Origin of the sequence: Maribacter sp. PR66, assembly GCF_028464205.1 — a bacterium.
Taxonomy (GTDB): Bacteria; Bacteroidota; Bacteroidia; order Flavobacteriales; family Flavobacteriaceae; genus Maribacter; species Maribacter flavus.
The window spans coordinates 202,816-216,526 of record NZ_JAQPCH010000003.1 but is presented as its reverse complement, the minus strand read 5'-3'; the positions used below and the strand labels follow the sequence as shown (position 1 = coordinate 216,526).

13 protein-coding genes are annotated in these 13,711 nt (G+C 43.2%); 4 read left to right on the top strand and 9 right to left on the bottom strand.

All coding sequences use genetic code 11. The features are described from left to right. The first annotated feature begins 47 nt into the window (after positions 1-47). From PP181_RS08475 to PP181_RS08460, 4 genes are all read left to right on the top strand, one after another. Positions 48-977, top strand: coding sequence for a dihydrodipicolinate synthase family protein (locus tag PP181_RS08475; protein ID WP_272636749.1), 930 nt, complete (start codon positions 48-50; stop codon positions 975-977). A gap of 77 nt (positions 978-1,054) precedes the next feature. Further along, entirely contained in the window at positions 1,055-2,713 is a 1,659-nt protein-coding gene (locus PP181_RS08470; RefSeq protein WP_272636748.1) for a DUF885 domain-containing protein, read from the top strand. 69 nt (positions 2,714-2,782) lie between these two features. After that, entirely contained in the window at positions 2,783-3,790 is a 1,008-nt protein-coding gene (locus PP181_RS08465) for a 4-hydroxyproline epimerase (protein WP_272636747.1), read from the top strand. Between the two features lies 1 nt (position 3,791). Next, positions 3,792-5,051: an NAD(P)/FAD-dependent oxidoreductase gene (locus PP181_RS08460; RefSeq protein WP_272636746.1), complete on the top strand. Its 1,260-nt coding sequence runs from the start codon at positions 3,792-3,794 to the stop codon at positions 5,049-5,051. Positions 5,052-5,061: 10 nt separating this feature from the next. On the opposite strand, the gene ablB is transcribed toward PP181_RS08460, so the two are convergent. The 9 genes from ablB to PP181_RS08415 form a co-directional block, all read right to left on the bottom strand. Further along, on the bottom strand, positions 5,062-5,910 hold the full coding sequence (ablB, locus tag PP181_RS08455; RefSeq protein WP_272636745.1) for a putative beta-lysine N-acetyltransferase: 849 nt from the start codon (positions 5,908-5,910) through the stop codon (positions 5,062-5,064). 76 nt (positions 5,911-5,986) lie between these two features. Then, positions 5,987-7,186 (bottom strand): glutamate-5-semialdehyde dehydrogenase, encoded by a 1,200-nt coding sequence (locus tag PP181_RS08450; RefSeq protein WP_272636744.1) that lies wholly within the window; start codon positions 7,184-7,186, stop codon positions 5,987-5,989. After that, positions 7,183-7,971, bottom strand: coding sequence for a glutamate 5-kinase (gene proB, locus PP181_RS08445; protein WP_138257135.1), 789 nt, complete (start codon positions 7,969-7,971; stop codon positions 7,183-7,185). Before proB ends, PP181_RS08450 begins: the two co-directional genes overlap by 4 nt. Beyond that, complete coding sequence (proC, locus tag PP181_RS08440) at positions 7,964-8,779, bottom strand: pyrroline-5-carboxylate reductase (protein ID WP_272636743.1); 816 nt, start codon at positions 8,777-8,779, stop codon at positions 7,964-7,966. The genes proB and proC overlap by 8 nt, the downstream gene beginning before the upstream one ends. A gap of 424 nt (positions 8,780-9,203) precedes the next feature. Next, complete coding sequence (gene rpsU / locus PP181_RS08435) at positions 9,204-9,401, bottom strand: 30S ribosomal protein S21 (protein ID WP_138257138.1); 198 nt, start codon at positions 9,399-9,401, stop codon at positions 9,204-9,206. Between the two features lie 8 nt (positions 9,402-9,409). Beyond that, the gene (locus tag PP181_RS08430; protein ID WP_154918182.1) at positions 9,410-10,270 is read right to left on the bottom strand and encodes a sigma-70 family RNA polymerase sigma factor; all 861 of its coding nucleotides are present in this window, start codon (positions 10,268-10,270) and stop codon (positions 9,410-9,412) included. A gap of 208 nt (positions 10,271-10,478) precedes the next feature. Beyond that, positions 10,479-11,486, bottom strand: a complete 1,008-nt coding sequence (locus PP181_RS08425) for an amidohydrolase family protein (protein WP_272636742.1) — start codon at positions 11,484-11,486, stop codon at positions 10,479-10,481. 29 nt (positions 11,487-11,515) lie between these two features. Next, positions 11,516-12,694 (bottom strand): esterase, encoded by a 1,179-nt coding sequence (locus tag PP181_RS08420; protein ID WP_272636741.1) that lies wholly within the window; start codon positions 12,692-12,694, stop codon positions 11,516-11,518. 70 nt (positions 12,695-12,764) lie between these two features. Continuing rightward, complete coding sequence (locus PP181_RS08415) at positions 12,765-13,328, bottom strand: DapH/DapD/GlmU-related protein (RefSeq protein ID WP_272636740.1); 564 nt, start codon at positions 13,326-13,328, stop codon at positions 12,765-12,767. Positions 13,329-13,711: the final 383 nt, after the last annotated feature.

Below are 13,711 nucleotides of genomic sequence, written 5' to 3'. Positions count from 1 at the left end.
CTTTGTACACTGTCTATTTAATTTTAAGGAAACAAAATTATTGAGTTATGGTATTTTCATGGAGTGGGGTACTGCCCGCGGTTACTACAAAATTTACAAAGGACGGAGCATTGGACCTGGATATGTTCCAGGTAAACATCGAGGCCCAAGTGGCTGCCGGGGTAAACGGTATCATATTAGGTGGCACCCTGGGCGAGGCGAGTACCTTGACCGGACCGGAAAAGGAGACCTTGTTAAAAAGGACGATCGGGATTGTGGATGGAAAAGTTCCGGTAATTTTGAATATTGCGGAACAGACCACCCAAGGGGCCATAGATGCCGTGAAAGCGGCTGAAAAGAATGGCGCATCAGGTCTTATGATGCTGCCCCCCATGCGTTACAAGGCCAATGATTTTGAGACGGTGACCTATTTTCAGGAAGTGGCACGTAGCACGGATTTGCCCATCATGATCTATAACAACCCGATCGATTACGGTATTATGGTGACCCTTGATATGTTCGAGACCTTGTTGAAGGAAAAAAATATCACAGCCGTTAAGGAAAGTACGCGCGACATTTCCAATGTTACCCGGATAAAAAACCGTTTTGGAGACCGACTTAAAATTCTGACCGGGGTGGATACCCTTGGACTTGAAAGTCTCTTAATGGGTGCCGAAGGCTGGGTAGCCGGACTGGTTTGTGCCTTCCCGGCTGAAACGGTCGCCATTTACAAATTAGCAAAGGCCGGAAGGATCAAGGAGGCCCTGGAAATCTATAGATGGTTTCTGCCCTTACTTGAATTGGACATCAATCCACAGTTGGTACAGAATATAAAGTTGGCCGAAGTCGCCACGGGCATAGGCACAGAAAATGTTAGGGCTCCCCGACTGCCTTTGCAAGGTGCGGAGCGGGAAAGAGTGCTGAAGATTATCGAGATCGGGATGGCGAACAGGCCCCAATTGCCGGATTATTTGCACCTGGAAGAAGCAATGATTTAATGGCTAGGTTCATGGCAAAAAAGTATCTTAATCGAATTTTAATCCTAGGTCTTGGGTTACTATTGCATTCTATACCGATGTTTGCCCAAAAGCAAGCCTTGGAAAAAATCATCGGGGAGGTGGAGGCGTTTGAACTGTACGACCGAAGCGAATTCCCCCTAGGCCGATACCTTCCCGAAGTCTATAAAAAGGATGCCAATTTTGCCCAGGAACAACTGGCAAAACTGGAATCTATTGAAACGGTCGATCTTTCCGAAACCGTAATGATTTCCCTGGAACTGCTGAAATTTAGTCTCCAAAACAGGGTGGACGAGTACAAGCACGAACTCTACCTAAACCCCATTCAGGCCGACCAAGGTTTTCACCTCAGTCTAAATTATCGTATTCGGCCCCTACGGGATTATGAAAGTGCCAGGCAGTATTTGAAGGCTCTCAATGACATGCCTCGCTTTGCCGAGGAACATTTTCAGGTTTTGCGAATGGCCCTTGAAAAAAAGGTTTCCCAGCCCAAGGTGATTTTTGAAGGCTATGAATCCACCTACAACCAGCATATTACTGAAAACATTTCGGACAATGCATTTTACGGCCCCTTTAAGGACCTGCCATCATCGCTAACAACAGCACAAAAGGATTCCATTCTTGGTGCCGCTAAAGTAGCCATTGAGGCAGCGGTCGTACCAACCTTCAAAAAAATAAAGGACTTTTTTGAATCGGAATACTTGCCCAATACCCGGAACACGTTTGGTATTTCCGATACGCCCGGGGGAGCGGAACTCTATCAGAACAGGGTAAACTATTATACCACGACCAATACATACACCGCGGAAGACGTGCATCAAATCGGTCTAAAAGAAGTAGCTCGGATTCGTTCCGAAATGGAGGAAATCATAAAGGCCGTCGGTTTCAAGGGAAGTTTTGCCGATTTTCTGGAGTTTCTGCGAACCGACCCCCAGTTTTACGTGACCAATGGCGAGGACTTATTAAAGGAGGCGCGAAACATCGCAAAGCAAATCGACGCGAAATTACCCGCCTATTTTTCTACCTTGCCAAGAAAACCCTATGGGGTCATAAAAGTACCCGATGCCTTGGCACCCAAATATACGGGCGGTAGGTATTCCGGCTCTCGCAGTCCTACAGAACCGGGGTATTATTTGGTAAATACCTATAAGTTGGACAGTAGGCCTCTATATGTATTGCCATCCTTGACCCTTCACGAAGCGGTTCCCGGGCATCATTTGCAGGGCAGCCTCAATCAGGAAATGTCCGATAGTATTCCCCAATTCAGAAGAAACATGTATCTCTCCGCCTTTGGGGAAGGATGGGCCCTGTACACGGAGTTTTTGGGCGATGAAATGGGTATGTACAAGACACCGTACGAAAAATTCGGGAAGCTTACCTATGAAATGTGGCGCGCAACCCGTTTGGTCGTGGATACGGGCATTCATGCCAAAGGATGGACAAAGCAACAGGTCTTGGACTTTATGAAGAACAACACGGCACTCTCCTTACATGAAATCAATACAGAAACCGACCGATATATCGCTTGGCCCGGGCAGGCCCTATCTTACAAAATGGGCGAACTGAAGATACGGGAATTGCGAACCAAAGCGGAAGAAGAGCTTGGTCCCGACTTTAACATCCGGGAGTTTCACGAGGTAATTTTAGGTCAGGGTACGGTGACCTTGCCCATTTTGGAAAGAAGGGTAAACGATTATATCAAAAGTAAAAAATCCTAGGAGCGAACCATAAATTTGAACGAGCTTCGAGGGTACAAATTCCAGCATATCCAACAAAATAGAAATTGAGTGAAAGAGCATGTCTTTAAATGTATTGACGGCCATACCTGTGGGAACCCCGTTAGGCTGGTCGTTGAAGGTGCACCTACTTTGGTGGGGGCGAATATGAGCGAAAAGCGACTCCATTTTATGAAGGAGTATGACTGGATCAGAAAGGGACTGATGTACGAACCCAGGGGCCATGATATGATGAGCGGTGCCTTTTTATATCCGCCTTCAAATCCTGATAACGATTTTGGCATCGTCTTTATAGAAACAAGTGGTTGCCTTCCCATGTGCGGGCATGGCAGTATCGGCGTGATAACCATGGCCATTGAAGAGGGCGTTGTGGTTCCCAAAGAGCCCGGTAAGATAAGAATGGAAGCCCCGGCAGGTTTGGTGGAGGTGACCTACCAACAGAACGGAAATAAAGTGGAGTGGGTAAAACTGGTCAACGTAGGTTCTTACTTGGCGGCATCGGATTTGACAGTTTCTTCCAGTTACTTGGGAGAACTTGTTTTTGATGTGGCCTATGGCGGAAATTTCTACGCGATTTTTGACCCACAGAAGAACTTTTCTGGATTGCAGGATTATTCGGCCTCCCAATTGATAGAAATGGCGAGGGAGCTCAGACAGAACATCAACTTGAAATATCCGGGAAAATTTGTACATCCAGAGAATCCGTCCATCAAGGATGTGAGCCATGTCCTTTGGACGGGTACGACCATTTCACCCGATGCTACGGCAAGAAACGCCGTGTTCTACGGCGATAAGGCCATTGATCGTTCCCCTTGTGGTACCGGTACCTCGGCGCGCATGGCCCAGTGGTATGCCAAGGGTAAATTGGGGCTTGGAGCGGAGTTTGTACATGAAAGTATTATAGGCTCAAAATTCATAGGGATGGCTGAAAAGGAATGTAAAATTGGTAATTTTACAGGTATAATTCCCAGCATAAAGGGTTGGGCGAGAAAGTATGGTTACAATGAAATTACCATTGATGAAGCGGACCCTTATGCCTTCGGCTTTCAAGTAATATAATATGGCGGAGAAGAAAAAGACATTGATTATCGGCGCAGGTGTAATGGGGCTTTGTTCGGCCTATTACCTGCATAAAAAGGGACATCAGGTCACGGTTTTGGAACAGTCCATGGGCGGCCAGGGAGCCTCTTTTGTAAATGCCGGATATCTCACGCCCAGTCATATCGTACCTATGGCGGCACCTGGGGTGATTACCAAAGGATTGTCCATGATGATGGATAGTAAGAGTCCTTTTTATATAAAACCACGTTGGGATGTCGATTTCTTTAAATGGGCCTGGGCATTTCATAAATCTTCCACTAAAGAAAAAGTGGATAGGGCCGCACCCATTATAAAAGATATCAATCTTTTGAGTTCCAATTTGTACGATGAAATTAAGGAGTCCGGTGATTTGGGGGACTTTCATTTGGAGAAAAAGGGGCTTCTCATGATTTATCAGACCGATGCCTATGGTGATGCCGAGAAAAAAGTGGCGGCAACCGCCAAGGGCTTTGGGTTGGAGGTTACCCATTTGGAAACCGATACATTAAAGAAGTTGCATGGGGACACGGTAGTCATCGGGAAGGGAGCCCTTCATTATTTTTGCGATTCCCATACCACGCCCACGGTTTTCATGGCCAAAATGAAGAACTATCTTTTAAAGAACGGCGTTCAAATAAACTATGGGGAAGAAGTAAAAAAGTTCGATTACTCAAACGGTAAAATCCATACCGTCCGATCCAACAAGCAATCCTACCAACCCGATAACGTGGTGTTGGCTTCGGGGTCCTGGAGCAATGATTTGGTGAAACAACTGGGCCTAACCTTACAGGTACAGGCGGGAAAAGGGTATTGCATCGATGTGCATCGGCCTACGGGAATAAAATTGCCGGCGATTTTAATGGAAGCCAAAGTGGCGATTACGCCTATGGACGGATTTACCCGGTTTGCAGGGACCATGGAGTTTTCGGGCGTAAACTACGAAATTAATTTGGATAGGATAGTGGCCATTGCGGAAGCCGTAAAGAAATTCTACCCATCTATTGAAATAACCAAAGCCGAAATCAACAGTGCCAAATGTGGTCTGCGTCCCGTCTCGCCCGATGGATTGCCCTACATAGGCAAGATGAAGGCCTTCGATAACTTTTTCATCACTACGGGCCATGCCATGATGGGCTGGAGTTTGGGTCCGGCTACGGGAAAACTGATTTCGGAAGTTATGGAAGGCGATGGGACCTCCATGGATATTGCGCCTTTTGATCCTGAAAGGAAGTTTGGATAGACTTACAAGTTTAAAGCCGATTGTAGTACCAAACGTTCATACTTTCCATTGCGTCCCGCACAAAAGCGTTGTTGGTAAGAGTGCCGGCAAACTTAAAACCATGTTTACTATACGTAATGTTCAACCCGTACGAAGTGGCTCTTGCCAACGCGTAAATCGTTGTACATTCCTCTTTGCCCATAAGTTTTTTGATCTCCTGCACTAGGTAATAGGAAAGGTTTTGGCCCCTATAGTCAGGATGTGTTGCAAAATCTACAATCTCCAAATTTGCCTCTGTTGTATGTACCCTCAAAATCGCGGATACCAAAAGTTCATCGTTAACGAAAAGCCCATGAAATTGATGGGCCATTTCCTCCAAGTCCCTAAAATCTTGTATTTTTTTTATATGCTTTGGATGGTATTTATAGGCCTTTTCATGTAAGGTTGCCAAGTCGGAAAAGTCCGCTGTCCCAAGTTTTCGTATGGCATAGCCTTCGGGGATACCCATATGCGGATTTTCATTTGGTTTGTTGGCGGCCATCGCTATTCTCTTTACGGTTTCAATGGTCTTCAACTGTTTTTTATCACATTGGAACCTGTTCTTGTTCAAATAGTCCGCCAAAAAATAGCCGGTGGTCTTTCCATTGTACAATCCGGGTATTTTTGCCTCTATCTTAAAACCGTTTGATTTAAAATGCGTGATGGCATTTTCAGGGACGCGGCTTAAGATTTTATCATATTTTCTCTGTTTTGCCAATTCGGTCATTTTTGGCAAAATCGCATCGATTTTTGCGGAATTTATTTCCGATAAATAAATCCGATTATGGATTTCCCCATGATATATGGTCGCGCCCTCAATATTCTCTATTGTTTCAAACATTTGTAGGATTTAATTATGTTTTTGAACTTGAACTTGAACTTGAACTTGAAATTGAATTTGAATTTGAATTTTCCCCTTATTCCCTTATTTGACCGTCGCCAAAAACGTAATATTTATTGGTGACCAATTGTTCCAATCCCAAAGGTCCCCTGTGGTGCAGCTTGTCCGTACTGATGGCAAGTTCCGCCCCTACGCCCATTTGACCGCCGTCCGTAAATCTTGTGGAAGCATTTTGATAGACCGCTGCGCAATCCACTTCCTCCATAAATCGCATGGCACTTCCTTTATCATTGGTCATGATGGTGGCGGAATGCCCTCCGGAATGTTCGTTGATTTTGGATACCGCTTCGGTTAAGGAATCCACCGCCGCCAAGCAGCATTTCATGGCCAAAAATTCTTCTTTCCAGATAGATTCGTCCGTAATTGGCTTGGCAGATGTTAAGGTCTTGCCAACCGTCTGGTCCACCGAAGTTTCAACACCTTTATAGCTTAATAGATTGTAGAGCTCTGTCAGTTTTTGTTCGTAGTTATCGATTTTCTGGTTAACCAATATTTTGTCCAAGGCATTACACGCCGAAATTTTATCGGTCTTCGCGTTCATGATTACCTTGATGCTTTTTTCCCAGTCGGCAGTAGCGTCCACATACAGGAAATTGTTTCCTCGTCCGCTGACAAGGACGGCGCAGTTGGCATGCTCCTTCACAAAATTGATCAACCTTTCGCCACCTCGTGGTACGATGAGGTCCAATTTTTCCGTAGGATTTTTTAAGAACTCCTGGGTTTCCTGTCTATTCAAGGTCATCAATTGAATATAATCCTTTGGAAGGCCGTTTTCCTCCAGGGCCTTGTGCCATAATTGGGTCAGTATAGTATTACTGTGCAAAGCCTCCTTTCCACCTTTCAAGAGTATTTTATTACTTGCCTTGAACGCTAGCACGGCTGCTTCAATAGTGACGTCGGGACGGGATTCGTAGATAATCATGATCGTACCAAAAGGGGCGGTTTTGTTGGTTATCTCTAAACCGTTGTCCAAAATCCTTGTAGAGATGGGTCTGTTGACGGGATCTTCCTGACTTTTTACATCACGAATCGACTGGATCATACCGTCAATTTTGGTGTTGGTAACAATAAGTCGATCAAACATGGCCTGGTCCTCCTTCTGAAAGAGATTCAGGTCTTTTTTATTTGCTTCGATGATGCTTTCCCTATTTTCGTCTAACAGTCGCACCATGCTGTCCAAAACGTTGTTTTTTTTATCTGTAGTCAAAAGTTTCATTTTATTAATTCTTCTTCTAAGGTTACTCTGGTACCTACATTTTTACCATCGATGATGTCTATGATCGTGTCGTTCTTTTTTCCGTTTGCAATGTAGGTGGGTATGCCCTTGGCGGCCGCCTGCTGCGCGTAATCCAGTTTGGAACCCATACCGCCACGGCCTTCCTCTTCCCGTTTGTTATTGTCCTTTATATACTTGTCCAGATTTTCTTCCGGTTTTACGTGTTCCACAAGATTACTGTTCTGGGCGTTTGGATCTCCAGTATAGAGACCGTCTATATCGGTAAGTATGATTAACTTGTCCGCATTCAACAATTGGGCAATAAGGCTTGCAAGTTCATCATTGTCTGAGAACATGCTCATGGTCACAGATACCGCGTCATCTTCGTTTGCGATAGGAATCACCCCTTCTGAAAGTAGACCTTCACAGCAATTAATCATATTTTGCCTGTGTACGCCTGGGCTAAAATCCCTTTTTGTGGGCAATACCTGGGCACATTTCATTCCATAATCGTGAAATATATTATAATACAAACGCATCATCCTGGGCTGCCCTATGGCAGAATACACCTGCCGTCTTTGAGTCCTGTCCTCAATATTGGATTTTCCCAGAACCTCTTTTCCGGCAATGACGGATCCGGAGGAAACAAGTACCGTAATGATATCCCTCTCATACAATGTCGCTATTTGCTCAACCAAGTTTCTCAGAACAGGTCGCACGATTCTATTGTCCTTGTTGGTCATAACATTGGTACCAACTTTTACCACTATTAACTCTTTATACATACGATTTTTCTTTTCCAAGTTCCACGGCACGGTCAAATGCAGCGAATGCCGCTTCTTTTATCAATTCACCTACATTGTTGTTCTCCATACTGTCTAAGGCGGCCTGGGTAGTTCCTCCCTTGCTGGCTACCTTGTCCATCCAAGAATTTGGGGATAGGTCGTTTTGATTGAATAGTTCAATAGCACCCGTAAAGGTTTGGCTTACCAAAACTTTGGATACATTTTTTGAAAATCCCATTTTCAATGCGGCCTCCATCATGCTTTGCATAAAATAAAACACATAGGCAGGTCCGCTACCTGATATTCCTGTTGAGGCATCGATGAAATTTTCGTCACTTACCAAAATGGATCTTCCAGTAGTATCCAAAAGGCTTTCAATCGTTAAAAGTTCTATTTTGGATACTTCTTCTGATGCTACAAAGGAGGTAAGGCCCTTCCCTATTTTGGCTGGTAGGTTGGGCATGGCACGTACCACTTTTTTTAATCCTGTTAAGTCTTTAATCGTTTTGATGGTTACCCCGGCCATTATAGAGATGACTATTTGGCCATCGTTTACCAAAGGTTCCATTTTCATCATGAGACCGTCTGCATGATACGGCTTTACGGCAATAAAAATTATATCTGCCTGCGGCACACAAGCTGACAATTCCTTAAAAATGTCGAATTTGGCTTCTTTCCGTAATTCTTCCAGTTTTTCCTCGGAGGTGTCCAATACCATGATGTTTCTCCTTTTCAAAAGTTTGGATTTGGACATGCCTTCTGCATAGGTAAGTCCCATGTTTCCAGCTCCAATGACTAAAATTTTCATAAGATAGTTTGTTGTTTATAAAATTGTTAATTGGATATTCCGGTTAAACAAATAGCATTCTTTCTACATTGCTATTTTTCTTTGTAAAAAAGGTATGGGTATACTTGTGAACGGTTTTAAAAGGCATCCCTAAAAAATACTTTTTTATACAGGTTACCTTTGAATTCAACTTACCCAATCTGGTCCTATATACTTCTTTCACATTACTTTCTCTTTTTATGTAAATAATCTTCATTACAATTGTATTCTTTAATATAAGTTCAGGTGTAACATAAGATTCCGCACGGTCTATACAAATTGACCATGTTAAGCTTTTGTTATATTGATTTTCAGGTACTTAATATGTAATTATTACCCGCTGGAGTTATTAGGTTGTCAATTATTTTGAGGTAAACAAACAAATATGACAATTGACAAAAATGTGTTATTGGTCTTCGTTCTCCAATAAATATTGTTGCTTATATTCAGCTTTTTGTAGAGCTTCTCTCCTTTCGGTAGATTGTTTGGTATAATATTGATTTTCTTTAATTTTATCCAATACTTTGGTTCTTCTGTATTTTCTCTTATACCGTTTTAGGGCTCTCTCAATGGATTCTCCTTCTTTTACTTCAATCTTTAGCATATTCTTTTTTATAAATAGGTTCTTAATACTTTATTTCTGGACTTATTTCTGAGTGCACGCAGTCCTTTTTCACGTACCTGTCGTACCCGCTCTCGGGTGATATCAAACAAATCGCCAATTTCCGAAAGACTCATAGGCGGTTCCTTTCCAATACCATAGAATAGCCTAATAACGTCTCTTTGTCTTTCCGGTATGCTATTTAACGCATCTTTCAAATCCGTTTGGAGAGATTCCTCCATCATTTTCTCATCCGGTTTATCCGCATCCTTGGATGATAGTACATTGTAAAGGTTAGATGATTCTTCTTCCTTAAAGGGGGCATCCAAGGATAATGACCGACCTGAATTTTTGATGGAGCTTTCCACTTTACGTACGCTCATATCCAGTTCCGAAGCAATTTCGGAGGAGTTTGGTGGGCGTTCCAATTTTTGCTCCAAGGAGGAATATACCTTATAGATTTTGGTATTTGTCGCGATTTTATTCTGGGGCAGCCTTATGGATTTCCCATTTTTGGAAAGTGCCTGTAAGATGGACTGTCTGATCCACCATACTGCATAGGAAATGAATTTGAAGCCTCTGGTCTCGTCAAATCTTTTGGCCGCTTTGACCAGACCAAGATTTCCTTCATTTATTAAATCCGTTAGACTTAGGCCCCTATTTTGATATTGCTTTGCGGCGGAGACGACAAATCTAAGGTTGGCGTTTACCAATTTTTCCAAAGCTTCTTGATCCCCTTGCTTTATTCGCTGGGCCAATTCCACCTCCTCGTCCGCCGTAATCAAATCGATCTTGTTGATCTCCTGAAAGTATTTTTCAAGCGACTTGGTGTCTCGGTTGGTGATTTGCTTTGTGATTTTTAGTTGACGCATAAAAGTGTTTTAGATTATGACTTGTTCATAACCTACACCTTTTATCTAAAAATCCAAATAAATGGTGAAAAACCTTTGAAATTGACCCAAATCAGTCAATAATTAAATGATAATGGCACATTTTAAATGAAAAAGATTAGAAATTTTGAATTCTGATCTTTTTTTGTTTATAGGGAAGCGTTTTGGCTTCTTTTAAAAATAGCTTACATTATTCAAACATTATGGCGTCCAGATTGAAAAAGCGAACGGCGTTATTAAATAGGATATCTCGCTTTTGTTCTTCAGAAAGATAGTTTGCGTTTTCGATAACCCCAATGGAAGTTTCCAGCAGACCGGGCCATATCATAAGGTCCGTACCGTATAAAATCCTTTTGGCAAAACCTGCCTGTACCAATCTTTTTAAATAGGCATGAATTTCCTCAAGCGGATAGCTCCAAATGAAGCCGGCCAGATCTACATAGACGTAGGCGTTGGCACCCATCAAAGCGATCATCTGGTCTGCCATTGGATAACCCGCATGCATGACCCAAATTTTTAACTTTGGATGCCTTGCCAGCATATCCTCCAATAAAAAGGGTTGGCCGAGAGAAGCCCTGTATTTAGGCGAAGAGATATTGGCCATGCCGTTACCTCCAGTTCCCATATGGATGCCTACGGGAATACCCAGTTCTTCGGCAACACCAAAATATTCATCCAAGGACATATCGCTTGGGGACATTCCCTGATATTGTGGAGCTACCTCGCCCATAACCTTATAAAAACCATTGGAGAGCGAATCCCTGAAGGCTTCCACCGACATTTGTTCGGCATTGCATATTCCCAAGGACGGAATAATTCTGTCCGGTGCGGCACTGTGCCATCTATGGATGACATCGGCATCGCCACTTACTACCATGGTAATATTCAATTCTTTGTTCGCCCTAAGAATGGCTTCTTGCATTTCGGCATCGGTTTTAGCAGGTTTTAGTGGAGCCACACATCCAGTACTCATGAACGATGGTGCATCTTGGTTGGGGCCACTCCCCGGCATACTCTTGAGAAACCATGGACACATTTCAGGGGCGAAATTGGGATTTACCTTCATGGCATGGACATGGACATCAATGATGGGCAATCTTTTTTTTGTCTCTTGTGCATTTAGAACTGCTGTGTAGCATACAAGAACAAAACATAGGACAAGTAAATTAGGATTGTAATTTTTATATATTGTATTCATACTCTTGGTGTAAAGGTTATAAGGTTCAATTATTTGAATAGCATCGGGGCAAACTCTGAAAGGTATATTCTCCAGTTGGTCCAGGTATGTCCTCCGGTACTTTCCCTATAGATATAGTCAAAGTCATGCTTGTCCAATTCGTCGCGCATGGTGACCACGCTTTGGTATAGGAAATCATCTTTTCCACAGGCGATCCAATACAATTTTGGGTTTGCTTCTTTTAGTGCCAAGATTTGCTCGGCACGTTTGGAGTGGTCCACTTCGATGCCAAATCGGCTTAAATCCGCAAAACCCATGCTCATCACGCCGATGTAATTGAAAAGGTCCGGATTGGCGAAGGAAGTATTCATGGTCTGCAAACCGCCCATACTAAGACCCGTAAGCGCCCTATTTTCTTTATCTGCCTTGACCCTGAAATTAGCTTCGATATAAGGAATGACATCGTTTACCAAACTCTTTTCGAACAGCATACTGGCCATACCTCTTACGGATTGGTCAACTTCTGGCAGTTTGGGTGTTATTGTTTGTGCCGATGCCTGTGACGGGTTTCCATTCGTCATGACTACGATCATAGGTTCCGCTTTTCCACTATTAATTAGGTTATCCAAAATTACTGGGGCCACACCAAGGGTAGGCCAGGCTTCCTCGTCACCACCTCCACCGTGCAATAAATACAGTACGGGATACTTTTCTTTGGAACCGTGATAACCAGGTGGTGTATAAACGAACATACGACGTGTAAGTTCAAGGGTAGGGGATTCGTACCAAATTTGGTGAACACTGCCCTTGGGCCCTGTTTTTGCCCAATAAAGATCCGATGCTTCCCCGGGCACATACAACACGCTTTCGGTTCTAAAAATACCGTCCCTGGCAACTTTAAGGTTGGATGGGTCTATAGTGGTAACCCCGTCCACGTTAAAGGTGTATGTGTAGAGTTCAGGTTCCAGAGGGCCCAATTTCACGGACCATACACCATTTGCGTCCTTGGTAAGTTGCGCGGTTTGTCGTGTCATGCCCTGTTCCCCATTGGGTACCATGGGCATCCAATTCCCTGATAAGCTAACACTTTCGGCTTGTGGCGCCTTAATTCTAAACATAACGGAGCGGTCTTCATTTAGTTCAGGGGATACCAATCGTTCGGTTTGTCCTACTTCTTGCGAACGAATCAGGGAAGGGACCGTCATCAAGATTCCCATGAAAAAATACATGTATCTTCTAAGGGATTTTACCTCGGATGCAACCTTGGGTTTTTGATTTTCATTTTTAAAGGTTTATGGGTTAATTTAAGTTCTTTAAAATTTTTGCCGGTATGCCCCCCACAACCGTGTTGGGAGGAACATCCTTATTTACCAGAGCGCCGGCGGCAACTACAGAATTCCTTCCTACCCTTACCCCAGGTAGAATGGTAGCTCCGGCACCGATCCATACATTTTCCTCGATGATTACTCTACTGGGTACCATGCTTTTTCTTGTCGCAATTTCCGTGGGATGGTTTTCCGAAGTGATGTTCACCCGGGGGCCGATCATCACATCGTCCTTAATTTCGATACCGCCCAAATCTAAAAAGCTACAGGCGTGGTTTATGAAGACATTTTTTCCCAACGTAATATTGATACCTATGTTGGTGTAAAAGGGTGTGAACAAAGTAGTGCTGTCATCTACTTTTTTACCGATGATTTCGCCTAGGATACTGCGGATATCGTCCACATGGTCTGCCCGGTTCAGTTGATTCGACAGTTTTTTGGTTCTGTTGACCATTTCCCGTATTACACCATAATCGGGGTCGTTCATGTGGATGACCTCGCCGGAAGTCAATCGTTCGAATATGTTTTTTTTGTTCATTTTACGTTTCCTAGTGTTTGTACTTCAAACAAGTTCAGCGCGCAAGAATATGAATACACATATCCCCGTAAAAGTTCATTACCTAAATGTATCCGTATGATTTTCAAATTGTTAAAAGATTGAAAGCTTGTCGGTTTGTATTGAAATGATCGGTCAGTTTACAAATTAAATTAGGGGAATGTAGTGATTAATTTAAAGAATCTAGGTCAATTCCATGTTAAAGTCTCAATTTGAGACAATAAAAATCCACTAGCCTATAAATACTTGGATTTAAAGGTTGTTATTGGTGGAGTTTCAGCTATTTGTCGCTTTGACCCATAAATGATAGAAACAAAAAAGTCGTCCAAAAATTCCTTCTTGGACGACTTTCTATTTATTTGCGT

Bases quoted from the DNA above. Each gene is read 5' to 3' on its own strand.
- PP181_RS08475 (WP_272636749.1), top strand. From the start codon at position 48: ATGGTATTTTCATGGAGTGGGGTACTGCCCGCGGTTACTACAAAATTT.
- PP181_RS08470 (WP_272636748.1), top strand. From the start codon at position 1,055: ATGTTTGCCCAAAAGCAAGCCTTGGAAAAAATCATCGGGGAGGTGGAG.
- PP181_RS08460 (WP_272636746.1), top strand. From the start codon at position 3,792: ATGGCGGAGAAGAAAAAGACATTGATTATCGGCGCAGGTGTAATGGGG.
- ablB (WP_272636745.1), bottom strand. From the start codon at position 5,910: ATGTTTGAAACAATAGAGAATATTGAGGGCGCGACCATATATCATGGG.
- PP181_RS08450 (WP_272636744.1), bottom strand. From the start codon at position 7,186: ATGAAACTTTTGACTACAGATAAAAAAAACAACGTTTTGGACAGCATG.
- proB (WP_138257135.1), bottom strand. From the start codon at position 7,971: ATGTATAAAGAGTTAATAGTGGTAAAAGTTGGTACCAATGTTATGACC.
- proC (WP_272636743.1), bottom strand. From the start codon at position 8,779: ATGAAAATTTTAGTCATTGGAGCTGGAAACATGGGACTTACCTATGCA.
- rpsU (WP_138257138.1), bottom strand. From the start codon at position 9,401: ATGCTAAAGATTGAAGTAAAAGAAGGAGAATCCATTGAGAGAGCCCTA.
- PP181_RS08430 (WP_154918182.1), bottom strand. From the start codon at position 10,270: ATGCGTCAACTAAAAATCACAAAGCAAATCACCAACCGAGACACCAAG.
- PP181_RS08425 (WP_272636742.1), bottom strand. From the start codon at position 11,486: ATGAATACAATATATAAAAATTACAATCCTAATTTACTTGTCCTATGT.
- PP181_RS08420 (WP_272636741.1), bottom strand. From the start codon at position 12,694: ATGTATTTTTTCATGGGAATCTTGATGACGGTCCCTTCCCTGATTCGT.
- PP181_RS08415 (WP_272636740.1), bottom strand. From the start codon at position 13,328: ATGAACAAAAAAAACATATTCGAACGATTGACTTCCGGCGAGGTCATC.